At 71.0% G+C, this 24645-nt stretch carries 25 protein-coding genes and 1 tRNA gene; 16 read left to right on the top strand and 10 right to left on the bottom strand.

The window, feature by feature from the left end; all coding sequences use genetic code 11:
- The first annotated feature begins 416 nt into the window (after positions 1-416).
- The 6 genes from JYK04_RS15295 (at position 417) to JYK04_RS15270 (ending at position 4989) form a co-directional block, all read left to right on the top strand.
- A complete protein-coding gene (locus JYK04_RS15295) occupies positions 417-842 on the top strand; it encodes a DUF3052 domain-containing protein (RefSeq protein ID WP_189736701.1) in 426 nt (141 codons plus the stop codon).
- A gap of 161 nt (positions 843-1003) precedes the next feature.
- Positions 1004-1462 (top strand): peroxiredoxin, encoded by a 459-nt coding sequence (locus JYK04_RS15290; protein ID WP_189736699.1) that lies wholly within the window; start codon positions 1004-1006, stop codon positions 1460-1462.
- A gap of 165 nt (positions 1463-1627) precedes the next feature.
- Positions 1628-2203, top strand: coding sequence for a TerD family protein (locus JYK04_RS15285; protein ID WP_030715382.1), 576 nt, complete (start codon positions 1628-1630; stop codon positions 2201-2203).
- Between the two features lie 207 nt (positions 2204-2410).
- Entirely contained in the window at positions 2411-2986 is a 576-nt protein-coding gene (locus JYK04_RS15280; protein WP_189736697.1) for a TerD family protein, read from the top strand.
- A gap of 25 nt (positions 2987-3011) precedes the next feature.
- Positions 3012-4127, top strand: coding sequence for a DUF475 domain-containing protein (locus JYK04_RS15275; RefSeq protein WP_189736695.1), 1116 nt, complete (start codon positions 3012-3014; stop codon positions 4125-4127).
- 121 nt (positions 4128-4248) lie between these two features.
- Complete coding sequence (locus tag JYK04_RS15270; RefSeq protein WP_030009305.1) at positions 4249-4989, top strand: TerD family protein; 741 nt, start codon at positions 4249-4251, stop codon at positions 4987-4989.
- 83 nt (positions 4990-5072) lie between these two features.
- On the opposite strand, the gene JYK04_RS15265 is transcribed toward JYK04_RS15270, so the two are convergent.
- Entirely contained in the window at positions 5073-5831 is a 759-nt protein-coding gene (locus JYK04_RS15265; RefSeq protein WP_189736693.1) for a TerD family protein, read from the bottom strand.
- Positions 5832-6025: 194 nt separating this feature from the next.
- Between JYK04_RS15265 and JYK04_RS15260 the strand changes: the two genes are divergently transcribed.
- The 4 genes from JYK04_RS15260 to JYK04_RS15245 all read left to right on the top strand — a co-directional run bounded on the left by JYK04_RS15260 (position 6026) and on the right by JYK04_RS15245 (position 11296).
- Positions 6026-7192, top strand: coding sequence for an HpcH/HpaI aldolase/citrate lyase family protein (locus JYK04_RS15260; RefSeq protein WP_189736691.1), 1167 nt, complete (start codon positions 6026-6028; stop codon positions 7190-7192).
- Positions 7193-7257: 65 nt separating this feature from the next.
- Positions 7258-9813: a phosphoribosyltransferase gene (locus JYK04_RS15255; protein ID WP_189737442.1), complete on the top strand. Its 2556-nt coding sequence runs from the start codon at positions 7258-7260 to the stop codon at positions 9811-9813.
- Positions 9810-10640 carry an HAD family hydrolase gene (locus JYK04_RS15250; protein WP_189736689.1) on the top strand — a complete coding sequence of 277 codons (831 nt, stop codon included), beginning with the start codon at positions 9810-9812 and terminating at the stop codon, positions 10638-10640. Before JYK04_RS15255 ends, JYK04_RS15250 begins: the two co-directional genes overlap by 4 nt.
- Positions 10637-11296, top strand: a complete 660-nt coding sequence (locus JYK04_RS15245; protein ID WP_189736687.1) for an O-methyltransferase — start codon at positions 10637-10639, stop codon at positions 11294-11296. Before JYK04_RS15250 ends, JYK04_RS15245 begins: the two co-directional genes overlap by 4 nt.
- Before the next feature lie 38 nt (positions 11297-11334).
- Here JYK04_RS15245 and JYK04_RS15240 read toward each other — a convergent pair whose 3' ends face one another.
- The 3 genes from JYK04_RS15240 to JYK04_RS15230 all read right to left on the bottom strand — a co-directional run bounded on the left by JYK04_RS15240 (position 11335) and on the right by JYK04_RS15230 (position 13775).
- Entirely contained in the window at positions 11335-11547 is a 213-nt protein-coding gene (locus tag JYK04_RS15240) for an FmdB family zinc ribbon protein (protein WP_094744670.1), read from the bottom strand.
- A 33-nt stretch (positions 11548-11580) separates the two neighbouring features.
- A complete protein-coding gene (locus tag JYK04_RS15235) occupies positions 11581-12294 on the bottom strand; it encodes a DUF4383 domain-containing protein (protein WP_373297417.1) in 714 nt (237 codons plus the stop codon).
- 236 nt (positions 12295-12530) lie between these two features.
- Complete coding sequence (locus JYK04_RS15230) at positions 12531-13775, bottom strand: coiled-coil domain-containing protein (protein ID WP_229875209.1); 1245 nt, start codon at positions 13773-13775, stop codon at positions 12531-12533.
- Between the two features lie 105 nt (positions 13776-13880).
- Here JYK04_RS15230 and JYK04_RS15225 point away from each other — a divergent pair.
- Positions 13881-13955, top strand: a tRNA-Val gene (locus JYK04_RS15225).
- Between the two features lie 294 nt (positions 13956-14249).
- On the top strand, positions 14250-14735 hold the full coding sequence (locus JYK04_RS15220; RefSeq protein ID WP_189736683.1) for a DUF6650 family protein: 486 nt from the start codon (positions 14250-14252) through the stop codon (positions 14733-14735).
- A 615-nt stretch (positions 14736-15350) separates the two neighbouring features.
- Here the strand turns inward: JYK04_RS15220 and JYK04_RS42385 are convergent.
- Entirely contained in the window at positions 15351-15425 is a 75-nt protein-coding gene (locus JYK04_RS42385) for a 50S ribosomal protein bL37 (protein WP_100661309.1), read from the bottom strand.
- A gap of 126 nt (positions 15426-15551) precedes the next feature.
- Here JYK04_RS42385 and JYK04_RS15215 point away from each other — a divergent pair, with 126 nt between their 5' ends.
- Positions 15552-16196, top strand: a complete 645-nt coding sequence (locus JYK04_RS15215; RefSeq protein ID WP_229875207.1) for a TRADD-N-associated membrane domain-containing protein — start codon at positions 15552-15554, stop codon at positions 16194-16196.
- A 15-nt stretch (positions 16197-16211) separates the two neighbouring features.
- Positions 16212-16439 (top strand): DUF2277 domain-containing protein, encoded by a 228-nt coding sequence (locus tag JYK04_RS15210; protein ID WP_189736681.1) that lies wholly within the window; start codon positions 16212-16214, stop codon positions 16437-16439.
- A gap of 12 nt (positions 16440-16451) precedes the next feature.
- Here the strand turns inward: JYK04_RS15210 and JYK04_RS15205 are convergent, their stop codons facing one another.
- The 4 genes from JYK04_RS15205 to JYK04_RS15190 form a co-directional block, all read right to left on the bottom strand.
- Positions 16452-16988, bottom strand: coding sequence for a hypothetical protein (locus JYK04_RS15205; RefSeq protein ID WP_229875206.1), 537 nt, complete (start codon positions 16986-16988; stop codon positions 16452-16454).
- 172 nt (positions 16989-17160) lie between these two features.
- Entirely contained in the window at positions 17161-17787 is a 627-nt protein-coding gene (locus JYK04_RS15200; protein ID WP_189736679.1) for a DedA family protein, read from the bottom strand.
- Positions 17788-18054: 267 nt separating this feature from the next.
- A complete protein-coding gene (locus tag JYK04_RS15195; RefSeq protein ID WP_189736677.1) occupies positions 18055-19713 on the bottom strand; it encodes an alkaline phosphatase D family protein in 1659 nt (552 codons plus the stop codon).
- 94 nt (positions 19714-19807) lie between these two features.
- On the bottom strand, positions 19808-20452 hold the full coding sequence (locus tag JYK04_RS15190) for an HNH endonuclease family protein (RefSeq protein ID WP_189737426.1): 645 nt from the start codon (positions 20450-20452) through the stop codon (positions 19808-19810).
- A gap of 576 nt (positions 20453-21028) precedes the next feature.
- On the opposite strand from JYK04_RS15190, the gene JYK04_RS15185 reads away from it, so the two are divergent.
- Complete coding sequence (locus tag JYK04_RS15185; protein ID WP_189736675.1) at positions 21029-21610, top strand: TMEM165/GDT1 family protein; 582 nt, start codon at positions 21029-21031, stop codon at positions 21608-21610.
- Positions 21611-21818: 208 nt separating this feature from the next.
- On the top strand, positions 21819-22346 hold the full coding sequence (locus tag JYK04_RS15180) for a DinB family protein (RefSeq protein WP_189737423.1): 528 nt from the start codon (positions 21819-21821) through the stop codon (positions 22344-22346).
- Between the two features lie 1504 nt (positions 22347-23850).
- Here the strand turns inward: JYK04_RS15180 and JYK04_RS15175 are convergent.
- A complete protein-coding gene (locus JYK04_RS15175) occupies positions 23851-24534 on the bottom strand; it encodes an HAD-IA family hydrolase (RefSeq protein WP_189736673.1) in 684 nt (227 codons plus the stop codon).
- Positions 24535-24645: the final 111 nt, after the last annotated feature.

Genomic DNA, 24645 nt, shown 5'->3' with positions numbered 1-24645 from the left:
CTCTTACGCTGGGCCGAAATCTTCATCTTTACCACCGGGTAATCCCTGGAAACCGCAGGGAACCCGGTGGAACCAGGGAGGGATGGATCGGCGGGGATCCGCTACGAGTCCGGCCAAACCGCACCTTACGCCCAAGACGGGCGCCGTCTTCGTAAGACCGTTCGTCCCTCAAACAGGTAGGAAAGTCCTCAAGCGTCGACGATGATGCCGAATGAGCTGGAATGGTGTGGGATGAATCACGAGAGGTGCGCGCGGGAAGGCTGAAAGTTGCGGCGAGACGGCCGCAATCGTCACCGTTTCGACGGTCTCGACGGCCGGGTACTTGCGCGATCCGCCGCGCCCGTGTGGACTACGCCCAATGCTGCGCGTACGCGCGCCGCCGAAGACATTCACCGAACATGAGCAGGAGGCACCCCGTGAGCGCGACCGCGGACCACGCGGAGAGCCTGGCCGCCCGGCTGGGTTTCCAGTCCGAACAGGTGGTCCAGGAGATCGGCTACGACGAAGACGTCGATCAGGAATTCCGTGACGCCGTCGAGAAGCTCGTCAGCGAGCTCGCCGACGAGGACTACGACGACGTCGCCGACGCGGTGCTGTTGTGGTTCCGCGACGAAGACGGCGACCTGACGGACGCCCTGGTCGACGCGACCGAGCTGGTCGAGGACGGCGCACTGATCCTGCTGCTGACCCCCAAGACGGGCCGTGACGGCTACGTCGAGGCCAGTGACATCAGCGAGGCCGCCGAGACGGCCGGCCTCTCCCTGGCCAAGGGCCTGCCCGTCGGCAAGGAGTGGACGTCCACCAAGCTGGTGACGCCGAAGGCGGCCAAGGCCAAGCGCTGAGCCGCAACCGCAGCCGAGCGGACACGCAACCGCACCCCGCCGACCAGGTGACCCCGGTCGGCGGGGTGCGTGCGTTCCGTGCCCGCGCCGCGATCAGGACCTAGTCTGTGACTCACCCGAACAGCCCAACGCGGGGATGCGGGAACGAAGGGATGCGAGAGATGGCGATCGAGGTCGGCGACAAGGCCCCGGACTTCGAGCTCAAGGACAACCACGGCCGGGCGGTGCGGCTCTCCGACTTCCGGGGCGAGAAGGCAGTGGTGCTGCTCTTCTACCCCTTCGCCTTCACCGGCGTCTGCACCGGCGAGCTGTGCGAGCTGCGCGACCAGCTCCCGCGCTTCCAGAACGACGACGTGCAGCTCCTGGCCGTCTCCAACGACTCGGTGCCCACCCTGCGGGTCTTCGGCGAGCAGGAGGGCCTGGAGTACCCCCTGCTGTCGGACTTCTGGCCGCACGGGGAGACCTCGCGCGCCTACGGCGTCTTCGACGAGGACAAGGGCTGTGCGGTCCGCGGCACCTTCATCATCGACAAGGACGGCGTCGTGCGCTGGACTGTCGTCAACGGACTGCCCGACGCGCGTGACCTGAACGAGTACATCAAGGCACTCGACAGTCTCTGAGCGCACCCGAGCGGGCCGTACACGCATTTTCCCTGCGAAAACCGCTCACAGGCGGGAACCCGTCACTAGGATCGAAACGTTGATCCGGTAGCTCCCCCGGTCACGGCCGGGAGGGCCCCTGCACGACGGGGCACCGCCCCACACACAGAACCCAATGGAGGACCCGTGGGAGTCAGCCTCAGCAAGGGCGGCAACGTCTCGCTGACCAAGGCCGCGCCTAACCTGACGGCGGTCATCGTCGGTCTGGGCTGGGATGCTCGCACCACCACCGGTGTCGACTTCGACCTCGACGCCAGCGCGATCCTGACCAGCGACCAGGGCAAGGTCACCAGCGACGCGAACTTCGTCTTCTTCAACAACCTGAAGAGCCCCGACGGCTCGGTGGAGCACACCGGTGACAACACCACCGGTGAGGGCGAGGGCGACGACGAGGCGATCAAGGTCAACCTGGCCGGCGTTCCCGCCGACGTCGCCAAGATCGTCTTCCCGGTCTCGATCTACGAGGCCGAGAGCCGCCAGCAGAGCTTCGGCCAGGTCCGCAACGCGTACATCCGCGTGGTGAACCAGGCCGACAACTCCGAGCTCGCGCGTTACGACCTCTCCGAGGACGCCTCGACCGAGACCGCCATGGTCTTCGGCGAGCTGTACCGCAACGGTGCGGAGTGGAAGTTCCGCGCCATCGGCCAGGGGTACGCATCGGGCCTGCGCGGCATCGCGCAGGACTTCGGCGTCAACGTCTGAGCCTGAGAGCAGTCCGTCCGTCCGGCGCCGTGCACTGTGTGTACGGCGCCGGACCGGCTTTACCCGCGGACACCGCCGCAGGCGGCACACCGCACACCGCACACCGCACCACCGCCACACCGCCACACCGCCACACCGCACCACCGCCACACCGCACCACCGGCACACCGCCGTACCGTCACACCGTCGTCCGGGGAGGACCACAACATGGGCGTCACACTCGCCAAGGGGGGCAATGTCTCCCTCTCCAAGGCCGCACCGAACCTCACCAGGGTTCTGATCGGTCTCGGATGGGACGCGCGCTCGACCACGGGAGCCGACTTCGACCTCGACGCCAGCGCGCTGCTCTGCAATAGCGGCCGGGTGCTGGGGGACGAGTACTTCGTCTTCTACAACAACCTGAAGAGCCCCGACGGCTCCGTCGAACACACAGGGGACAACCTCACCGGCGAGGGTGAAGGCGACGACGAGTCGATCATCATCGACCTCACCAAGGTGCCGGCGGCCGTGGACAAGATCGTCTTCCCGGTCTCGATCCATGACGCGGACTCCCGCCGGCAGAGCTTCGGCCAGGTCAGCAACGCCTTCATCCGCGTGGTGAACCAGTCCGACGGACAGGAACTGGCCCGCTACGACCTGTCCGAGGACGCGTCCAGTGAAACCGCGATGATCTTCGGCGAGGTCTACCGGTACGGGGGTGAATGGAAGTTCCGTGCGGTGGGGCAGGGGTACGCGTCGGGGCTCCGAGGCATCGCTCTAGACTTCGGGGTCAACGTTTCGTAAAGCCGTACAAGACGATGGGGTGCCAGTGGTTCTCAAAACCTTCGGCTGGTCGTTCGCAATCACTGCGCTCGGTCTGGTCGCAGCGGTGTTCTACGGGGGGTGGCAGGCCTTCGGTATCGTCGCGATCCTGTCGGTCCTCGAGATCTCGCTGTCTTTCGACAACGCGGTGGTCAACGCCGGGATCCTGAAGAAGATGAATGCCTTCTGGCAGAAGATCTTCCTCACCGTCGGCGTCCTCATCGCAGTCTTCGGCATGCGACTGGTCTTCCCCGTTGTGATCGTCGCGATCAGCGCCAAGATCGGGCCCATCGAGGCCGTCGACCTGGCCCTCTCCGACAAGGACATGTACGAGCAGCTGGTGACGGACGCCCACCCGTCCATCGCCGCCTTCGGTGGCATGTTCCTGCTGATGATCTTCCTCGACTTCATCTTCGAGGACCGTGACATCAAGTGGCTCGCGTGGCTGGAGCGCCCGCTCGCGAAGCTGGGCAAGATCGACATGCTCTCCGCCTGCATCGCGCTGATCGTCCTGGTCATCGCCTCGATGACGGTGGGGGCCAACGCCCACCAGCACGGCGGCGTCCACGTGGACAAGGCGCAGACCGTCCTGATCTCCGGCGTCCTCGGCCTGATCACCTACATGATCGTCGGTGGTCTCTCCGGCTACTTCGAGAACAAGCTGGAGGAAGAGGAGGAGGCCGAGCACGAGGCCGAGGAAGAGGCCAAGCGGACCGGCAAGGCCGTCTCGGCCGTCGCCATGGCCGGCAAGGCCGCCTTCTTCATGTTCCTCTACCTCGAAGTCCTCGACGCCTCCTTCTCCTTCGACGGGGTCATCGGCGCCTTCGCCATCACCAACGACATCGTGCTGATGGCCCTCGGCCTCGGTATCGGCGCCATGTACGTCCGTTCGCTGACGGTCTACCTGGTCCGCCAGGGCACCCTCGACGACTACGTCTACCTGGAGCACGGCGCGCACTACGCCATCGGCGCGCTCGCCGCGATCCTGCTCATCACCATCCAGTACGAGATCAACGAGATCATCACCGGTCTCGTCGGCGTGCTGCTCATCGGCTGGTCCTTCTGGTCCTCGGTGCGCCGCAACAAGCGCCTGGAACTGGAGGGTTCCCCCGCCGAGGCATGACCGCCGCGGTAATGCGGAACGCTCCATTGCGGGGCGGTCCACCGGGTCCACGGACCCGGAGGGCCGCCCCGCTTCCGTAGGCTCAGGCCGATCAGGGGATCAGGGGACCAGGGGGTAGGGGATGGGCTTCTTCGACGGCATCATGGGCAGCCGGGCCGTGCAGTTCCAGTCGGGCAGTGCCTCGTCGAACGCGATCGAGCTGACCAAGCGACATTCGACGGTGTCGCTCACCAAACAGGGGGCCGTCCACGGCAATCTGCGGGTGAACCTGTCCTGGCGCATGCGGACCTCGGACATCGGCGGCCGCTCCGGCCAGAGCGGCCAGCTCTTCCGGCATCCGTTCAAGCTGTTCAAGCCGGACATGGTGCAGGCGCACACCCAGGGCATGGTCAACGTCGACCTCGACATGGGCTGCCTGTACGAGCTGACGGACGGGACCCGCGGCGCCGTGCAGCCGCTGGGGAACCTGCTGGGCGACCTCAACGACCCGCCGTACGTCAAGCTCAGCGGGGACGACCGGTTCGGTTCGGCGTCGGGGGAGACCCTCTACGTCAACCTCGACCACGCCGACGAGATCAAGCGGCTGCTGGTCTTCGTCTACATCTACGACCAGACGCCGGCCTTCGACCGGACGCACGCCATGGTGACCCTCTACCCCGTCACGGGGCCGCGGATCGAGATCCCGCTGGACGAGCGGCACCCGCAGGCCCGCTCCTGCGCGGTCGTCTCCCTGGAGAAGGTCAAGGGCGAGCTCGTGGTGCGGCGCGAGGTGAAGTTCGTCTACGGGTTCCAGGCCGAGCTGGACCGGCTGTACGGCTGGGGGCTCCAGTGGGGGCGGGGCTACAAGAGCGCCAAGAACTGACCGGGGCCCCGGGACGGGTGACCGTCCACGGGGCCCTCGGCGGTGCGGGCGGCGTGGCCGCGTCGGCGGTGTTGCCGGCGGCGTCAGCGGCGGATGAACTGCGGGCCCTGCACCGGCAGCCGGAAGGACGGATCGCCGCCCGGACCCGGCACCGGGGCCGGAGACACCGGCTGCGGGTACCCGTAGGCGGGCTGGACGGGCGGCGGGGCCTGCGTGGGCGGGGCCATCATCGCCGTCTGCTCGGACGCCGGCCCGGCGGCGGGGCCGGGCGCGGGGGCCGCCTCGGACTCGGCGGCGTTCTCGTCGACCGAGATCCCGTGGTCGGTCGCGAGCCCCACCAGTCCGTCGGAGTAGCCCTCGCCGAGCGCGCGGAACTTCCACCCCTCGCCCCGCCGGTACAGCTCCCCGCAGATCAGCGCCGTCTCGGCGCCGGTCTCGGGCCGTACGTCGAAGTGGGCCAGCGGTTCGGAGCCACCGGTCGCGGTGGCGTCGTAGAGGAGGATCCGCAGGTCGTGGACCCGCTGGAACGGGACGTCCTCGGCGGAGGCGACCACCAGGATCCGGTCCACCGTGGGCGTCACCGTGCGCAGGTCCGCCTGGACGGCGTCGGTGATCGCGTCACCGATCTGCTTCTTGCCGAGTCGCCAGACGGCCCCCGAAGGGTGCCGGGGCTGGTTGTAGAAGACGAAGTCCTCGTCCGAACGCACCCGGCCGTCCGGGCCGACGAGCAGTGCCGAGGCGTCCACGTCCGGCACCTCGGGGCCGGCGGTCCAGCGCAGCACCGCCCGGACCGCCACGGCGGCCACCGGGATGTTCGAGCCCTTCTGCATCGCGTGCGTCATGCACGTCATCCTGCCCTCCCGGGGTGGACAGGGACAATGCGGCCCCCCGTAGGGCCTTGTCTCGAACGCGAGACCTGGGCATGGTGCAAGAGGGTTACCTGAACTTCATGTGCTTGAGGAACTCTTGACTCACGTTCGTACGTACTATTACCGGCCATGCCAGTTGGGCCGCCGAGGCAGTACGGGGGAAGCACATGCGTCACTTTGGGCACATAACGCCCACCGTCCGTAAGGACCTCTTCCACCAGGAACCGGCGGAATTCACCGGAGCCTCGCCCTCCCGCGTCCTCGCGGCGGCGCTTGGAGCCACGCTCTACAGCCCGGCCACCCGGCCCACGCTCGCGGCCGACATCCGCAAGCAGGCCGGCCGCGGAGTCGTCTCGATGGTCCTCTGCCTGGAGGATTCCATCAGCGACGGCGATGTCGCCGGGGCCGAGGAGAACCTCGTCCGGCACTTCTGCGAGCTCGACGCGGACGGCGCGGAGCTCCCGCTGCTCTTCATCCGCGTCCGCACGCCCGAGCAGATACCCGACCTGGTGCGCCGGCTGGGCGGCTCCGTGCGGAGACTGGCCGGATTCGTACTCCCGAAGTTCGACGAGAACCGCGGGATCGCCTTCCTCGAAGCCGTCGCCGAGGCGGAGGCGGTCGGCGGACTTTCCCGCCTGTACGCCATGCCGGTCCTGGAGACCCCGGACCTCCTGCACCTCGAAACCCGCGTCGAGGCCCTCGCCGGCATCTCCCGCACGGTCAACCGCCACCGCGAGCGCGTCCTGGCGCTGCGGCTCGGCGTGACCGACTTCTGCTCGGCCTACGGCCTGCGGCGCACGCCCGACATGACCGCCTACGACGTCCAGATCGTGGCGGGCGTCATCGCGGACGTCGTCAACGTCCTCAGCCGGGCCGACGGCACCGGCTTCACCGTGACCGGGCCGGTCTGGGAGTACTTCCGCAGCCAGCAGCGCCTCTTCAAGCCCCAGCTGCGCCGCAGCCCCTTCCTGGAGGAGGGCGTGGAGGAACTGCGCACCGCCCTGATCGAGCACGACCTGGACGGGCTGCTGCGCGAGATCGAGCTGGACCGGGCCAACGGGCTGCTCGGCAAGACCTGTATCCACCCCGCGCACGTCACGCCCGTGCACGCGCTGTCGGTGGTCTCGCACGAGGAGTTCTGCGACGCCCAGGACATCCTGAGGCCCGAGCGCGGCGGCGGTGGCGTCATGCGTTCCGCCTACACGAACAAGATGAACGAGGTGAAGCCCCACCGGGCCTGGGCCGAGCGCACCATGCTGCGCGCCGAGGTCTTCGGGGTGGCGAAGGAGGAGGTCGGCTTCGTCGACCTGCTCACGGCCGGGCTCCAGGTGTGAGCAGGCCCCTGGAAAGGGACGCGCGGCCGCCGACGGCCGCGCCGACGACGAGGAAAGGCAAGACGATCGAAGCAGTGTGGTCGGGTACCTGGGTCGCGGAGCGGCTGGGCGTCAGCCTGGAGGACTCCGAAGGCGGTCTGCGGCTGACGGAGCTGCTCGGACTGGCCCTGCGCCGCAACCCCAAGCGGGCGCACCTGCTGGTCTCGCAGGTGCTGGGCAAGCACGTCCCGCAGTCCCCGCGGACCGTGTACGCCGCCGGGTACGGGCTCGGCGAACGCGTCCGGGCCCTGCTCGGCGAGGACGGGGCCGCCGCGGCCGTGGTCCTCGGCTACGCCGAGACCGCCACCGGGCTCGGCCACTGCGTGGCCGACGGCCTGGGCAGCGCCCCCTACCTGCACTCCACCCGACGGCCCGTACCGGGCGTGCGGGCGGCCGGCGGCTTCGAGGAGGCGCACTCGCACGCCACCTCGCACCTGCTGCTGCCCGAGGACCCGGAGCTGCTCGCGGGCAGCGGCCCGCTCGTCCTCGTCGACGACGAGTTCTCCACCGGCAACACGGTCCTGAACACCATCCGCGACCTGCACGCCCGCCATCCCCGCTCGCACTACGTGGTCGTCGCCCTCGTCGACATGCGCTCCCCGGCCGACCGCGACCGGCTCACCGCCTTCGCCGCCGAGCTGGGCGCGCGCGTGGACCTCATCGCCCTCGCCTCGGGCACGGTCTCCCTCCCGGACGACGTCCTCGCCAAGGGCCAGGCCCTGGTCGAGGAACACGAGGCTCTCGCCGAGGGCGTCCCCGCAGCCGGGCCGATTCAGCCCTTCCGGCGTTTGAGGAGCGGGGTCCGGGGCGAAGCCCCGGCAGACGGCCCGCGGCCGGTCACGCGCGTCGACCTGGATTGGCCCTCCGGGGTCCCCGACGGCGGCCGCCACGGCTTCACCCCCACCCACCGCGCCCGCCTGGAGGCGGCCCTGCCGGCGCTCGCCGACCGGCTCACCACAGCGCTCGGCACCGAACCCGGCCGGATCCTCGTCCTCGGCAACGAGGAGCTGATGTACGCGCCGCTGCGCCTCGCCAAGGCCCTGGAGGACGCGGGGGCGGCCCGCGAGGTCCGCTTCTCGACCACCACCCGCTCGCCCGTGCTCGCCGTCGACGACCCCGGATACGCCATCCGCACCCGGCTGGTCTTCCCGGCCCACGACGCCCCGGCCGACGGCCCCGGCGACCGCTACGCCTACAACGTCCACAGCACGGACGGCGCCGGTTTCGACGCCGTCGTCGCCGTCGTGGACTCGGCCGGGGACACCCCCGAGCTGCACACGGGACTGCTGGCGGCCCTGGCCCCGCACACCGGCCACGTCGTGCTGGCCGTCGTCCCCTCCTACACACCCGACCGGCGGGAGCCGAAGCCGATCATGACCGAGCCGACCGACCCGACCCGGCTGACCGGGCCGACCGAGCCGACCCAGCTGACCGACCCGACCCTGCGCGAGCCGTTGCGCGGCCCCGCCTTCTCCTCGTACGCCGCCGAGGACGTCGGCTGGCTGCTCCAGGACTTCTCCGACATCGAGCTGGAGGCGCCGACGGAGGAGCGCGAGGAGGCGATACAGGCGGGCGGCGCGCACTACGCCGAGTCCCTGCCCGTCGAGTACCAGCCGTCCCCCCAGTACCAGGAGCTGTACCAGAGCGCACTGGCCGCCTCCGCCGTCCGCGTGGCCCGCGCCGTCGGCACGGTCACCGAGACCGTGCTCGCCGAGCGCTCCCCGTCCCCGGTCCTGGTCTCGCTGGCCCGCGCCGGCACCCCCGTCGGCGTCCTGATGCGCCGCTGGGCCCGCGCCCGGCACGGCCTGGACCTGCCGCACTACGCCGTCTCCATCGTGCGCGGCCGCGGCATCGATGCCAACGCCCTGCGCTGGCTGGCCGCCCACCACGACCCGGCCGACATCGTCTTCGTCGACGGCTGGACCGGCAAGGGCGCCATCACCCGCGAGCTGCGCGACGCCCTCGCCGAGTTCGAGGGCTTCGACCCGGAGATCGTCGTCCTCGCCGACCCCGGCTCCTGCGTGCCCACGTACGGCACCCGGGAGGACTTCCTGATCCCCTCCGCCTGCCTCAATTCCACCGTCTCCGGTCTCATCTCGCGTACGGTGCTGAGGTCCGACCTCGTCGGTCCCGCAGACTTCCACGGCGCGAAGTTCTACCGCGAGCTCGCCGGAGCCGACGTCTCCGTCGAGTTCGTCGACACCGTCGCCGGCCACTTCGACGCGGTGGCCGACGCCGTCGACGAGGAGGTCAAGGAGCTCCTCGCGGCCGACCGCACACCCACCTGGGAGGGCTGGGCGGCGGTCGAGCGGATCAGCGAGGAGTACGGCATCCACGACGTGAACCTCGTCAAGCCCGGCGTCGGCGAGACCACCCGCGTCCTGCTGCGCCGGGTGCCGTGGAAGATCCTGGCGCAGCGCGGCGCCGGGGCCGACCTGGACCACGTACGGCTGCTCGCCGAGCAGCGCGGCGTCCCGGTGGAAGAGGTCGACGGACTGCCCTACACGTGCGTAGGACTCATCCACCCCCGATTCACGCGCGGCGCCACCGGCGCCGACGGAAAGGCTGTGGCCTCGAAGTGACTGTCCTCGTAGCCAGTGATCTCGACCGTACGCTCATCTACTCGACGGCCGCCCTCGGCCTGACCATGCCCGACCCGGTGGCCCCGCGGCTGCTGTGCGTCGAGGTCCACGAGAGCAAGCCGCTGTCCTACATGACGGAGACGGCGGCGGGACTGCTGGCGGAGCTGACGGCCGATCCTTCGGTGGTCTTCGTCCCCACCACCACCCGGACCCGCAAGCAGTACCAGCGCATCCGCTTCCCCGGCCGCCCGGCTCCGTACGCCATCTGCGCCAACGGCGGCCAGCTGCTCGTCGACGGGGTCCCGGACCGGGACTGGCGGCGGCAGGTCGCGGCGCGCCTGGCCGAGGAGTGCGCCCCCCTCGAGGAGGTGCACCAGCACCTGCTGGCCACGGCCGACCCGGCGTGGCTGCGCAAGACGCGCCTGGCGGAGGACCTCTTCGCGTACCTCGTCGTCGAGCGGTCCCTGGTCCCGGACGAATGGCTCAAGTCCCTGACCCGGTGGGCCGAGGACCGCGGCTGGACGGTCTCCCTCCAGGGCCGGAAGATCTACGCCGTCCCGCGCCCGCTCACCAAGAGCGCCGCGATGCGCGAGGTAGCCCGCCGCACGGGAGCCTCCACCACCCTCGCGGCCGGCGACTCGCTGCTGGACGCGGACCTGCTGCTGGCGGCGGACGCGGCCTGGCGACCGGGCCACGGCGAACTGGCCGACGCGGCCTGGACGGCGCCGTCGGTGACCGCGCTGGCCACGGCGGGCGTCCTGGCGGGCGAGGAAATCGTGCGCGCATTCACCCAGGAGGCCGCCCGACTGGGCAGACTGGACGCATGACCAAGGGGAACAGCACCAAGATCACGGACGAGCTCTACCGGTACATGCTCGACCACAACCCCCCGCTGGACCGGGTCCAGCGGGGGCTCGTGGCGACGACGTACACCAAATTCCCGGACGTGGCCGGGATGCAGTCGGCGGAGGAGCAGGGGCCGCTGCTGGCCTTCCTGGTGCGGCTGACGGGCGCCCGCCACATCGTGGAGGTCGGCACCTTCACCGGCTTCTCGGCCCTGTCGATGGCCCAGGCACTGCCCGCCGACGGCCGCCTCATCGCCTGCGACGTCTCCGAGGAGTGGACGCAGTACGGCCGACAGGCCTGGGAGGAGGCGGGCGTCGCGGACCGCATCGAGCTGCGCATCGCACCGGCGCTGGAGACCCTGCGCGCGATGCCGACCGAACCGCACATCGACATGGCCTACGTGGACGCGGACAAGCAGAGCCAGATCTCCTACTGGGAGGAGCTCGTGCCGCGGCTGCGCACGGGCGGCCTGATCGTCACCGACAACACCCTGTTCCACGGCACGGTCCTCGACGACTCGGCCACGGGCGCGGCGGCCGGCGTCCGCGCCTTCAACGACCACGTGTCGGCGGACCCGCGCATGGAATCCGTCCTGCTCGCGATCTCGGACGGCCTGACCCTGTCGCGCAAGCGCTAGGCCGGCCGGCCGGCCGTCCGTCCCGGATCGCGCCGGGATCAGCCGCAGCCGCCGCCACCGCAGCAGCCGCCCCCGCCGCCCATCGCGGGCGCGGGGGCGCTGCTCGTCCCGCCCACGGCGACGGCGGACAGCAGCTTCACGGTGTCGGAGTGCCCCGCCGGGCAGTCGGCGGGCGCGGAGGACTCGGCCATGGGCCGGCTGACCTCAAAGGTGTCGTCGCAGGTCCGGCAGCGGTAATCGTATCGAGGCATGCGCACAGGCTAAGCGGGGCCGGGCGCCGCGCGCTACGCAACTCTCGTCTGTCTCGACCCGGCCCGGTGTGCCCGGTCCTCCCGGGCCGCCTGCTCGGGGTGACGTGCCCGCCAGTACGGATTGTCGTGCGGCAGGGCGCTGCCCACCCGCCCGTACATCCCGAACCACATCAGCATCACGCCGACGACGAAGCTGAACAGCACGTTCTGGATCTTGAAGGCCAGGAAGTTCAGCTCCGTGTCCAGCAGCGCGAGATTCACGAACCCGCTCGCGATGAACAGCACGCCCAGGACGATGTTCAGGGTCGAGGCGAAGGTTCCGCCGATCACCATCCCGACGAAGAGCAGCACGCCGATGCAGATCGACAGCACGCTCAGCGCACCGTTGGTGTTCAGGGCGAGCACCGTGTCCCCACCGGTGTCGAAGAACCCGATCTGATTGACCAGGCCCAGGATCCCGAACACCACCAGCAGCAGGCCGGTCAGTCCCGCCCCGACCCGGTACACCTGGCCCAGCTTGTGGTCGGTGGGCAGATGATCATCGAGCTGCGCGTTGACGGGATGCAGCATGCGTGCCATGCGCCGCGAGACCGTGTCGGCGAAGCGCGGTGGGGTGGGCGCGTCGGGATCGGGCTCGTGGGCCACGTAGGGCGCGTAGTGCTCGTGCGGCTCGGTGCACCCGTACGCCGCGTGAGCCACGTAAGGCTCATGGGCCGCGGGAGGCTCGTGGGTGGTGTGGGCAGCCATGGTGCCCTCCTCTGTTCCGTTCCCGGCACCTCCCAGCATCCGTCGCCGACCGCCGGGAAACAACCGGGCACGCCCGGGCGGCGGCCTGGGCGGTCTCCTTCGGATCCTGTCGGGCCCGCGACGCCCGGCACCACACCTGGCCGCATTGTCGGGGCGCCCGAGCTCCAGTGACGGGCCTGGGGAGGCCCCATGGCGGCGGACGCCGCGGGCTCGGCCGACAAGATCCGAAAGACGGCCTATGCGTGCCCGCGCTCGGCCCGGATCCCGCTCACCACCCGGTTCACCGAAGCCCGGACGTCCGCCATCTCCAGCAGGAACGCCCAGTAGTCCGGATGCCGCCCCTCCAGCGCCGAAAGCGCCCGGGCCACCCGCGCCACCGCATCGTCCAGCGGCCGCGCGTGCCGCGGATCGGGCACACTGCGCCCCGCCATCGCCAGCCGCTGCGCGTCCCGGATCGCGAAACGGGTCCGGTCCACCTCCGCCTGCGGATCCCGCGCCACCGCCTCCAACCGCGTCAGCCGGTCCTGCGCCGCCGACACCGCCTCGTCCGTCGCGCCCAGCGAGCCGCGGACCGCCTCGATCAGCGCCCCCACCTCGGCCCAGCGCTGCTCGTCCCGGGCCCGGCCGGCCTCCAGCAGCTGCTCCTCGGCCCGCGCCACGTCCCGTACCGCCTGGTCCGGCACGTGCTGCAGGTCCTGCCAGCAGGCCGCACTGAACCGCCGCCGCAGCTCGCTGAGCACCGGATCCACCCGGTCCGCCCGGTTGCGCAACGCCTGCGCCCGCGTCCGCAGACTCACCAGCCGCCGGTCGATCTCCGCCGCCCGCTCGGGCAGCCGCGCCGCCTCGGCCCGTACGGCCTCCGCGTCCCGCAGGATCCGGTCGGCGCGCTGCACCGTCTCCTGCACACCGTGCTGTGCCGCGCCCTGGTTCAGCTTGGTCAGCTCCGGGCCGAGCGCCGCCAGCCGCGCCGCCAGGTCATCGGCCCGTATCCCCTTGGCCCGTACGGCGTCCAGCGCGTCACTCGCCCCGATCAGCGCGGCCTTGGCCCGCTCCCGGGCCGGCGCCACCCGCGCGAGCTGCGTCTCGGCCTTGTCCAGCAGCGGCTGCAGCCCCTGCGCGAACCGCTCCAGCTCCCCCTGGACCCGCACCAGCTCGTCCCGGGCCCGGGTCAGCTGCTCCCGCGCGCGCGTGGCGACCGAGGCCTCCAACTCCGCCCGGTCCAGGTCGTGCGCGTCGACCGCCTCGATGTAGACGTGACTGACCTCGTCGATCCGCCGCCCCAGCGCGGCGAACCCCTCGGTCGCCTGCCGCGCCGCCGGAGACCCGTCCGCCGCGGCGATGGTCTCGATGGAGATCCGCAGATCCCGCTGCGCCGTGTCCAGCTCGTAGAACGCGGCCGCGGCGGCATCCTTCGCCGCCTGCGCATCCGCCCGCCGACTCTCGTCCCGCCCGCCGAACCACCGCCGGGATGCCGTCGTCACAATGCCTCTCCCGTACCGCGTCCGCCATGCCCCGGTCCATTCTCTCCCACGAGAACGGGTTTACGTGGGGGGTGCGCCTGCCATGTAGGCTGTCCACTCATCCACGGGTGCGTAGCTCAGGGGTAGAGCGCTGCTCTTACAAAGCAGATGTCGGCGGTTCGAAACCGTCCGCGCCCACCAGCACGATGGCCCCCAACCGATCATGGTTGGGGGCCATCGGCATGTACTGCCTGACGGCAACGGGCCCGGCCGGTGGCGCGTGGCTCGACGAGCTCGGGCAGGCCGGTGCGGAGGCTGCCGAGGATGGCCGCGTCGGGTGCCGGAAGGCGCAGTACGGCTTCGTCGCCACCGTCGGTGAGCCCCGTACGGAGTCCTGAGCGGCTCAACGGAATTCAACGGAGCGGGCGTTGCTGCTTCACGCCGTACCCGTCGTCACCACAACGCAGGCCCACCGGCCTGCTTAGTATGCCGAGCGTGAAGGTTTTAGAGATCATGCGACGGATCAAGGGTTTCAGCACACCACTCGGAGGTGTGGACTGGGAACTGCCGCTCCCGCAACGCGCGGTTGCCGAGAAGGTCCTCGTCTACCTGGAGGACCGGCGGGTTCTCACGATGACCCGTGTCGAGCACTCGGTTAACGAGGCAGGGCACTGCGTCGCATCGGTACTGAAGATCAGGGAGACGTTGACCCGGATCCTGATGGAGCCCGACACGGGACATGAACTTGCCGAGAACCTCAAGGCGATGCGTGCCGCCTGCCGCCGGTTCCTGGACACCGTGGGTATCGACCACGGCAGCCACGTAGAGGGCCGCCGTGAAGGCGTCGTGTTCGGGGCCGCGCTCGGCGAACTGCGAGCGGTCTTCGGGATTCAGCTCGGCGTCATCGCCACGCGTTACAAGCTCGACCTGTCCGGGGATCTCGTGTCCATCCTTCCCGCCGAGGACACCGATGAGGAGTAGGTAAGCGCCCGGGAGGCCGCGTGCCGGCCGGAGCGGCGGTCGACAGCGGGCTTTGGCCTCACACGGACGATCAGGCATCGCCGGGCCCTCATGCGCCGCGCGCGCTCAAGTGACGGCCGGAACGCCGAGGTTCAGGCCGGCTGGAGCCGGATCGAGGCCTGGGGCCTGGAACCCTCCGACTTCCAGGACTTCGACCCGATCCACGGAGCCCGCCTCCACTGCTCGCTGACGGCTCTTACGCCCCACATCAACGCCACCCGCCCCACCCTCGAGGCGACAGGCCGTGTGCCGGGGGTGCTTCCGGCCGCGTGGTTCTGCGCCTTCCCGGAGGGGGTGACGGGCGAGAGCATTCCGGGGTCCGGCGCCGTGTCGGAGGAGGGGAGAGCGATGACTCGGCCCAGGTGTGGGGCGCAGACGGCCGTGGGGCGGCCGTGTACCAAGCCCGCGATGGTGAACAGCTCCCGGTGTCAGTTGCACCAGGGCGGCTGGTCGAGCTACGGCGTGGCGCAGCGGAAGAAGAAGGAAGCCGAAGCGAAGATGCGGAAGCTCCGGAAGAAGGGGTGATCCGCGAAGACCCCCGGCCGGTTGGGGTCGGGGGTCTTTCGGGTGGTTCGTTCAGGCGTTGGGGCGCTTGCCGTGGTTCGCCTTCTTCTTCTTGCGGGCCCGACGCTTGTTGCCTCGCTTGGCCATGGTCATGGTCTCCCTCGTCGGCGACTGGTTCATGCCTCGGTCAGTCTAGGTTCGGTGTGGTTCATCCGCATTTGGGGAGATGGACGCTCTCTTGGCCGCCGGTCCGGGGCGTGGGATCGTCGGGGGATGGGCGAGCTCGCTTGGGGTGGGTCGGTCGTCGCCGTGGTCGCCGTGGCGCTGGCGCTGATGGAGCGGTCCCTGGGGGCGGGCTTCGAGCGGAAGCGGGACGAGGAGCGGGCGCGGCTGCTCGCGCACCTCGCCGAGCCGGGCGAGGCCGACAGGCCGTCCGCCGTGGCCGGCGGAGGGAAGTTCCAGGACGTCGGCGGGATCCAGCATCCCGCGGCGCAGCTCGGCGACCGGCGGGACGACTTCACGCCGATCCTCGTCGAGTACTACGCCTACGGACTGACCCAGGCGCGCAGCAGCTTCGCGACCAGCCAGCGGTTCGCCGGGGTCGGTGCGGCGATCCTGCTCTTCGGGATCGGGCTGGCCGTCTGGAAGGCCGAGGGCGGCGGGGAGCTCTACCTGGGGATCGTCACGAGCTCGGCGGGATTGGTCACCACCTTGATCGGGCAGCTCTTCCACCGGCGGGCCGACACCGCGCTCCGGCACATGGCCGACCAGACCGCCTCGCTGCGCGACGACCGGCGGGCCGCCGAGACGACCCAGCAGGCCATCGAGCTGCTGGACGCGGTCGAGGACCCGGGGCTCAGGGCCCGCCTCCAAGCCGGTTTGATCATGAAACTTTCCGGGGCCGAGCTGCCCCGGTAGCGGGATAGTGGGGGTATGTGCCGTTCCATTAAGACCCTGCGCCCGCCCGCCATCCCCGAGAAGGCGACCGAGGAAGAGATCCGCGCCGCCGCCCTGCAGTACGTACGGAAGGTGTCCGGGTTCCGGGTGCCCGCCGCGCACAACCGCGAGGTGTTCGAGGCGGCGGTGGACGCCGTCGCCGAAGCCACCGCGGCGCTGCTCGACGGGGTGCACGTACGGGGGCAGGCAGCCGCCCCGGCGTGACCCGGCCGGCGCCTACGAGGCCGCCGCGCGGCGGCGCATCACCCACACTCCGGCGCCCAGCGCGCCCGCGGTGAGGGCGCTGCCCGCGGCGATCTGCCCGGGGCTCATCGAACCGATGCTGCCGCCCGTACCACCGCGAGCCGCACCCGAGCTGACCTGCAGCGACAAGGTGACGCGCTCGCCGCCGGGGCCGCCGCACTCGAAGACGACGCGATGCGTGCCCGTGCTCGCGTTGTCGTAGACGGTGGCGCTCCCGATGAGGCTGGCGGCCGTCTGGTTGCCCGGGGTCAGCCGGGTCTCGCCGAAGGCGGTCGACGTGACCCTGGCGACCTGCATTCCGCAGCCCGCGACATTGAGGGCGACCCGGCCGCCCGGGGCCACAGCGGTGGGGGAGACGGTGGCGGACGGGAAGGCGTACGCGAGAGTGGCGGGCGCGGCGGCAGCGGCGACGAGCGTCGCGGCCGCGACGGTCATCAGGCGGCGGCGCGCCGTGGCGGGCGGTGCCGGAGGCGGTGCGGCGGGCGGCTTCGCGGGCGGTTTGGCGGGCATGGAGAGGACTCCTCGGCTCGTCGAAACGGCGCGGCCAGGCCACTGATGTGACGCGGATTCGATTGCGCACCGTGCTGTGGACGCTAGGAGCCCAGCCCTGGGGCGGCGATCGGGGCCGGGTGAACGGGTGAGCCGCTGCTCCGCCCGGGGGAGCCGATCCGTGCCGGACGGCCTACGCCGTCGCCGCGCCCGCCTCCGGGCGGCGCACCAGGAACGCCGCCAGGGCACCCGCGGCGAAGAGGGCGACGACGGACAGGGCGGTGCCGAGCCACCGGGTGCCCAGCCACTGCGTACCGAAGTAGCCGAGGGCCACGCTGTAACCGGCCCAGGCCATGCCCGCCAGGACCGACCAGGGCAGGAACTCCGCCACCTTGCGCTGGGTCTTGCCCGCACCCAGGGACACCACCGAGCGGCCCGCCGGGGCGAAGCGCGCGATGACCACCAGGGCGCCGCCACCGCGTGCCAGAGCCGTGCCGAGGCGCTCGTGGGCCCGGGTCAGCCTGCGGGAGCGGGCGATGGCCCGGTCCAGCCGGGCACCGCCGCGCCGGCCCAGCCGGTACGCGGCCATGTCGCCCAGCACCGAGGCGGTCGTGGCGATCACGAGCAGGAGCAGGATGTCCGGCACCTGTTCGGGCCCCGGCACCGGGCCCGCGGCCCCGGCGGCCGCCGCGGCCGCCGCCGCGGTGATCACCAGAACCCCGCTCGGGAGCACCGGGAGGAAGACGTCGAGCACGATGGAGACCGCCACGAGGGCGTAGATCCATGGGCTCGCGGTCAGCGATCCCAGCGTCTCAAACAAAACGGGACTCCCCAGTCCGGTTGACGTGCTGCGACACGAAGCGCCGCGGTGTCGCGGGGAGCGGCAGGAGCGGCCTGACAGCCAGACAGCGTACGCCCGGCGTTCGCACCCCGGATGCCCGGGGCGCCTGCCCGGTGCGCCCGCCCGGGACGGGACGCCGGGGACGGACGCCTCCGGGGGACGCACGCCCGCCAAGGACACCTCCGCACGCCGCCACGCAGACTCCACCGCCCCGCACCGCCGAGCTCTGCCGCGCCCCCTGCTCCGCTACTCCGCCGCCGTGAGATCCCGGTCCAGCACCGTCACCAGCACGGCCCCCTCGCGCTTCTTGCGCGCCTGGTCCAGCCGCAGCCGCGCCGTCCGCCCCGACAGGGCCAGCGTCATCAGCTGGTTCCCGAACCAGGGCCCACCCGTACGCCGCCAGTTGAGCGGCGGCCGCCCCGTCCGCCCGTGCAGCGAGAAGCCGCGCCCCAGCCACCGCCCCGTCCGGGACCAGCCCAGCCGGAAACCCCACTTCACCGCGGTATGGATGGAATTGTGAACCGGCGAGCACGTCAGCTGGAACACCCGTGCCGTACTCGGTATTCGAGGCTCGGCCACATACGCGTGATGCACGTCCCCGGACAGCACGCACACCGTCGCCGGCGCCCGCGGCCCCGTCCCCACCTCCTCGATCAGATCCGTCAGGGCCGCGAACGAGGCCGGGAACGCCGCCCAGTGCTCCAGATCGCTGCGCCGGCGCAGATCCTCCCCGATCCGCGCCCACCGCGGCCCCCGCTCCCCGCGACACAGCGCGGCGTTCCACGTCTCGGCATCGTGGATCAGCGGTGGCATCAGCCAGGGCAGCGAGGACCCGATCAGCAGATGGTCGTAACCACCGTGCCCGGCCAGGGCGTTCTCCCGCAGCCACTGCTGCTCCGCCGGATCGAGCATCGCCCGCCCGTCCTCGGCCAGCACCCGCGCGGCCCGGGTGTCCACCATCAGCAGCCGCGTCCGGCCGAAGTCGCGACGGTAGCTCCAGCGCACCGTGCCCGGATCGGCGTCCGCCGCGGCCGCGAAGGCCTGGAGCACGTCCGTACCGTCAGGGGTCTGCCGTACCGCCCCGTACACCGCGTCGGCGTCCAGCTCGGCGGGGGAGAGATTGCCCAGGTGCTGGTACACCCAGTACGACATCAGCCCGCTGAGGACGCGCTCGCGCCACCACGGCGTCGCCCGCATCTCCGCGAGCCACGCCGCGCTCGTGTTCCAGTCGTCGATGACGTCGTGGTCGTCGAATATGTGCAGGCTGGGGACCGTCGACAGCAGCCAGCGGATCTCCGGGTCGAGCCAGGACTCGTAGTAGAGCCGGGTGTACTCCTCATAGTCCGCGACCTGGGCACCCGGCGGTTCCCGCAGATCCCGCCGGGCCGCGAGCCACTGCCGGGTCTCCCGGGACAGTGCGTCCGCGTACACCTGGTCGCCGAGCAGCAGCAGGACGTCCGGGCGCACCGCCTCCGGGTCGGCGGCCAGCCGCGCCGCGAGGGTGTCCAGCGCGTCCGCGCCGTGCGGTCCGTGCCGGCCGGCGGGCGGCGCGGCCTGCCGGCAGGAACCGAATGTCACGCGCAGCCCGGGCGAGGGCCGGCCGGGGCCCGTCACGGCCGGAGCGGTGATCGTGCTCGGCGGGAAACCGCTCTCCGGCAGCGGCCACACCGGCCGGTCGTCGAGCAGCACCTCATACGCCGTGGTCGCACCCGGGGTCAGGCCCGTCACCGGCACCAGCGCGTAGTGGTGACCGGCTATCTGGAAGGTGCGCGCACTGCCGCCCGCCCCGTCCGCGCACCGCACCTCGGCCGTGCACGGCCGGTCCGCCTCGACCCATATCGTGGCCGACCGGCCCGTGTCCCAGTCGACGTGGCGCAGCAGCGGCCCCAGACGCAGTCCGGCCATGGAACTCCCCCTCCTCCGTAGCCCCTTCGATCACGGTACGACGGGTGGGGGGAGCCACGCCTCCCCCTGACGGGGGAAAGATCGGCCGGCTTGGTCAGCAGCCGTTCAGGATGTTGACCAGGGCCGTCTTCTCGCCGGAGTCCATGCTCAGACCCCAGTACTGCTTCACGTTGACCCACATCCGCGCGTACGTACAACGGTAGGCCGTCCGCGGGGGCAGCCACTTGCCGGGGTCGAGGTCGCCCTTGGCCTGGTTGACGTTGTCGGTGACCGCGATGAGCTGCGGGCGGGTGAGGTCGTTGGCGAACTGCTGGCGCTTGCTCGTGGTCCAGGAATTGGCACCGGAACGCCAGGCCTCGGCGAGCGGGACGACGTGGTCGATGTCGAGGTCGGCGGCGGCGGTCCAGGTGACGCCGTCGTACTCGGAGTACCAGCTTCCGCTCACCGCGGCGCACGCGGAGTCCTGGACGACGTTGACGCCGTCCCGCTTGAGGACGGTCTCGCGGGTGTTGCAGGTGCCGGAGACGGTGCTCCAGTGCGGGAAGAGGTCGCGGCTGTAGCCGCTGGTGGACCCCTCGGTCTTCGGGGTGACCGTAGCCAGGTAGGCGCGGGCGGCCGAGGCGCTGATGGGGGCGGGCGGGGCTGCCTGGGCGGTGGGGGCGTTCAGGAGGGAGGTCAGCGCGGCCAGTGCGGCTGCTGACGCGAGCACGCCAATTCGACGCGCGTAGATGCTGGGTATGAGTGCCATGAGGGGCTCCCTGGGTGCGGGGGGTGTGGCCGTGTGGCCCCGGCGGGGCGTGGCCATCGTTGCGGCGCCGGGTATCGCAGGGATGGGCGCCAGGTGACAGCCTGGCGACATGAGCACGTCACATCAAGCCGCCAACGCACCTGATTTAAAGGGAGTTTGATATTCCGCAGGGGGTGGGTCCGGCGAAGACGAGCAGCCGGGCCCAGGTCGGAGCAGGGCCAGCGCGGGCCGGCGGCAGGGCCCGAGCGGTCACGGCGTGGGGCGGAGGCGGGACCAAAGACCTATTCCGGCCCGTCGCGGGCGTCGCGTACTCTGTTCGGAGCAGAAGGGGAGTAGCTCTTCGCCGGACCGTCGACATACTGCTGGGTCACCCCAGCCGGCGCCCGGAGGCAGGCCGCGGAAAGCGGCAGGCCAGCGAGACCTTCGGCCGCAGTGTCCTGTCCAGCGCAGGTGCGTTTCGTACGCGCACGCGCAACCAGGGCGCCGCCGAGCCGAAGCGACCCCTGACACACCCCAGGTCTCTCGGTACCGATGGCGCCCTGCCCGACCGATCGAGGTTTCACCCCCGTGTTCAGCTTCAGCATCATGGCGATCGCCTTCGGCGTCGTCTTCCTTGCCGAACTCCCCGACAAGACGGCCCTCGCCGGCCTGATGCTCGGCACGCGCTACCGCGCCTCCTACGTCTTCGCGGGCGTCGCCGCCGCCTTCGCCGTACACGTCGCACTCGCCATCGCCGCAGGCAGCGTCCTCACGCTGCTCCCGCACCGGCTCGTGCAGGCGGTCGTCGGCATCCTCTTCCTGCTGGGCGCGGCCATGCTGCTCCTGAAGAAGGACGACGGGGACGAGGAGGTCAAGCCGCCCGCCGACCAGTCCTTCTGGAAGGTCTCCGGGGCGGGCTTCATGCTGATCCTGGTCGCGGAGTTCGGTGACCTGACCCAGATCATGACCGCCAACCTCGCCGCCCGGTACGACAACGCCGTCTCGGTCGGCATCGGCGCCGTGCTCGCCCTGTGGGCGGTCGCCGGCATCGGCATCCTGGGCGGGCGCACCCTGATGAAGTACGTGCCGCTGCGACTGATCACCAAGATCGCGGCTGCCGTGATGGCCGCACTCGCCGCGTTCTCGCTCTACGAGGCGATCGCGGGCTGACGCGCCGCAGGTGCGGGCCGCGGCGGTGGCGGATATTTCCTTGCGGGGCGGAGACGTACAGGTCACGCTCGTGCGCGTGACTGACACCACCGCCCCCGCCACCTCGACCGGCGGCCCCGCCGGTTCCGACGGCCCCGACGTTGAGCCCGCACCCCGATCCGCGTCCGCACCGGTGCCCGCCGAGGACCGGAGGTTCGGCTGGTCCAACATGTTCGTCCACCCCGACGAGGACACCCGGACCGACGGCGGGTTCCAGGGCGAGCGCGCCGTACTCGCCGGCTACCTGCGCGACCAGCGCCTGACGCTGGAGCTCAAGTGCGCGGGCCTCGACGCGGAGGCCCTGGCGCGGCGCTCGGTGGAACCGTCCAACCTGTCCCTCCTGGGTCTCGTGCGCCACCTGGCGGGCGTCGAGCAGTACTGGTTCCGGCAGGTCATGGCGGGCCAGGAGATACGTAGGCACTACCGCACGGAGGAGGACCGCGCGGGGGAGTTCACCGGCGCGGTGGCCGACCCGGAGGTGGTCGCGGACGCATGGGCCACCTGGCGCGCCGAAGTCGCCTTCGCGGAACAACTGGTCGCGGAGGCCGCCGGCCTGGACGTCACGGGTGACAGCGGGCACGGCGACGAGCCGATGGAACTCCGCGAGGTCCTGGTCCACATGATCGAGGAATACGCCCGCCACAACGGCCACGCGGACTTCCTTCGGGAACGCATCGACGGGCGAGTGGGGCAGTAGGGCGCGGTAGGGCGGTCGGGCGGTCGGGGGCTTCGGGTGGCGGGGGTTGGGTGGACGGGGTGGACGGGGTGGGGGAGGTGCGGCGGGGGCTTCGGTGGGCGGGAGCCTCTCGGCCGGTATCAGGGATGCGTGTGGGGGTTTCCCGTCAGTCCGATCGTCTCCGGGTCGGGCCGGTCCCTCAAGGGCGCTCCTCCTTCGTCGTCGCGTCGCTTCGCGATGGCCTTCGGCCACCCTTGACCGACCGTCCCGCCCCGGAGGAACGAAGACTGCCGGGAAACCCCCAAAGGAACGGGCCGGGCGTTCAAGGATCACGACGGGCCCGTCAGAGATGCCCAGCCCGGTTCCGGTGGGGCATGTCCGGCAGGCGGGGCCATCGAGACCATGGCCTGTGTTGGGGGAAGCGCGTCCAATCGCTACGCGCTCCTCATCTCTCAGCGTCCGACGACCGTCTTGGGCTGGACATAAGCCGCCCACGAGCTCGGTCCGGCGCTCGATCTGCGTCCGACGACCGTCTGTGGCCGGACGTAGGCCGCCTCGGATCGCTACGCGCTTCTGCATGACCGCGACAGACGGCCGCCAGGGGTTGAGGAGAACGGATGGGAGGAGCTGACCGCCGGGACTTCACCTATTCCGTAGTGGGGCCGGGTCGGTGCGAGCAGGACACCACAAAGCCGCCACCGAAAAGGGGTACTTAGGGCAAACGGTCGGCCTTTCGGGGCGCCCATGTGCGCTGACCCGCATCCACTGCGGAATAGCCGCTGTTTCGCGCTTTTCCGCCCCGGGCGGCCGTCGGACGCGACTCGTGAGGAGTCTCTGCGGGTCGTGGGCGGCTTATGTCCAGCCCAAGGCGGTCGTCGGACGCAGGTCGAGCGGCGGACCGGGCCCGTGGGCGGCTTGTGAACAGCCACAGACGGTCGCCGGACGCCGTCAGTGGGGAGTATCTGTGGTCGTGGGCGGTCTATGTCCAGCCCAGGACGGTCGTCGGACGCTGAGGGATGAGGAGCGCGTAGCGATTTGGCGCGCCCCGCCGACGCGGCTCCCGGTCTGGATTGAGCCCGTCTCCTGGTTGTCCCTCACCCTGGACAGGCATGGGCATATGCGACGCCCCGTCCTGATCCTTGAACGCCCGGCCCGTTCCTTTGGGGGTTTCCCGGCAGTCTTCGTTCCTCCGGGGCGGGACGGTCGGTCAAGGGTGGAGCGCAGCGACATCGCGAAGCGACGCGACGAAGGAGCGCCCTTGAGGGACCGGCCCGACCCGGAGACGATCGGACTGACGGGAAACCCCATGCGCGTCTGTGATTCCGGTCGAGTGGCTCCCGCCCACTGAAGGCCCGCTCCCGGTCGTGACTCCGGTCGGGCGGCTTTCCTGCACCGCGGAGCCGCCGCCCGGCGTTGCGGCCCCGCCCGGTCGGCCCCCGTACCCGGAGCCGCCGCCCCACCGCCGCGGGTGCCGACCGTGGCCGACCCGTCCCCGTAGGCCTGACCGCGGGGCGCCGCCCCGCGGTCAGGCCGCCGGGTGGAGGGTGATGGTGATCGAGCCGTCCGGGGTGGTCGCGACGTGGAGTGCCGTCAGGTCCGGGACGTGGGCCGTCGGGGCGTGGGCGGCTGCGCGCGGGCCCACGCCGATCACGCGCATGCCCGCCGCCCGGCCCGCGGTGATGCCCGCGGCCGAGTCCTCGAAGACGATGCAGTCGGCCGGGTCCACTCCCAGCGCGGCGGCGCCCATGAGGAAGCCCTCGGGGTCGGGCTTGCTGGCCTGGACGGACTCGGCCGTGACTCGTACCTCGGGCATCGGAAGGGCGGCGGCGGTCATCCGTGCCGTGGCCAGCGCCGTGTCGGCGGAGGTGACCAGGGCGTGCGGCAGGCCGTCGATCGCCGCCATGAACTCCGGGGCGCCCGCGACCGGGACCACGCCGTCGGTGTCGGCCGTTTCGCGGGCCAGCATCACCGCGTTCTCGGCGTGGTTGACCTCCATGGGGCGGTCCGGCAGGAGTACGGCCATGGTGGCGTAGCCCTGGCGGCCGTGGACCACCTTCATGGCCTCGTGCGGGTCCAGCCCGTGGGAGACCGCCCAGTCGCGCCAGCAGCGCTCGACCACCGCGTCGGAGTTGACGATCGTGCCGTCCATGTCCAGGAGCAGGGCCTTGGCGGTGAGGGCGACGGGTGTGGTGGTGGTGCTGGCCGGCATCGGAGTACTCCAGACGGGGCGGGAAAAGAGAACAAGTGGTTCCGTCCACCGGTCAGGGAGTGAGGACGGAACCACTTTGTTCCCTCACGATACAAAACAAAGGGCAGTCCT

The organism is Streptomyces nojiriensis, from assembly GCF_017639205.1.
Taxonomy (GTDB): Bacteria; Actinomycetota; Actinomycetes; order Streptomycetales; family Streptomycetaceae; genus Streptomyces; species Streptomyces nojiriensis.
Note: the sequence above shows the minus strand (reverse complement) of the source record. Positions and strands in the feature narration are given on the sequence as shown.

Excerpts from the sequence above, each read along its gene's own strand:
- JYK04_RS15260 (WP_189736691.1), top strand. The coding sequence starts at position 6,026 with ATGCGTCACTTTGGGCACATAACGCCCACCGTCCGTAAGGACCTCTTC.
- JYK04_RS15265 (WP_189736693.1), bottom strand. The coding sequence starts at position 5,831 with ATGACGCACGCGATGCAGAAGGGCTCGAACATCCCGGTGGCCGCCGTG.
- JYK04_RS15180 (WP_189737423.1), top strand. The coding sequence starts at position 21,819 with ATGTTCGTCCACCCCGACGAGGACACCCGGACCGACGGCGGGTTCCAG.
- JYK04_RS15245 (WP_189736687.1), top strand. The coding sequence starts at position 10,637 with ATGACCAAGGGGAACAGCACCAAGATCACGGACGAGCTCTACCGGTAC.
- JYK04_RS15215 (WP_229875207.1), top strand. The coding sequence starts at position 15,552 with ATGGGCGAGCTCGCTTGGGGTGGGTCGGTCGTCGCCGTGGTCGCCGTG.
- JYK04_RS15280 (WP_189736697.1), top strand. The coding sequence starts at position 2,411 with ATGGGCGTCACACTCGCCAAGGGGGGCAATGTCTCCCTCTCCAAGGCC.
- JYK04_RS15195 (WP_189736677.1), bottom strand. The coding sequence starts at position 19,713 with ATGGCCGGACTGCGTCTGGGGCCGCTGCTGCGCCACGTCGACTGGGAC.
- JYK04_RS15290 (WP_189736699.1), top strand. The coding sequence starts at position 1,004 with ATGGCGATCGAGGTCGGCGACAAGGCCCCGGACTTCGAGCTCAAGGAC.
- JYK04_RS15270 (WP_030009305.1), top strand. The coding sequence starts at position 4,249 with ATGGGCTTCTTCGACGGCATCATGGGCAGCCGGGCCGTGCAGTTCCAG.
- JYK04_RS15205 (WP_229875206.1), bottom strand. The coding sequence starts at position 16,988 with ATGCCCGCCAAACCGCCCGCGAAGCCGCCCGCCGCACCGCCTCCGGCA.
- JYK04_RS15240 (WP_094744670.1), bottom strand. The coding sequence starts at position 11,547 with ATGCCTCGATACGATTACCGCTGCCGGACCTGCGACGACACCTTTGAG.
- JYK04_RS15175 (WP_189736673.1), bottom strand. The coding sequence starts at position 24,534 with ATGCCGGCCAGCACCACCACCACACCCGTCGCCCTCACCGCCAAGGCC.
- JYK04_RS15235 (WP_373297417.1), bottom strand. The coding sequence starts at position 12,294 with ATGGCTGCCCACACCACCCACGAGCCTCCCGCGGCCCATGAGCCTTAC.
- JYK04_RS15210 (WP_189736681.1), top strand. The coding sequence starts at position 16,212 with ATGTGCCGTTCCATTAAGACCCTGCGCCCGCCCGCCATCCCCGAGAAG.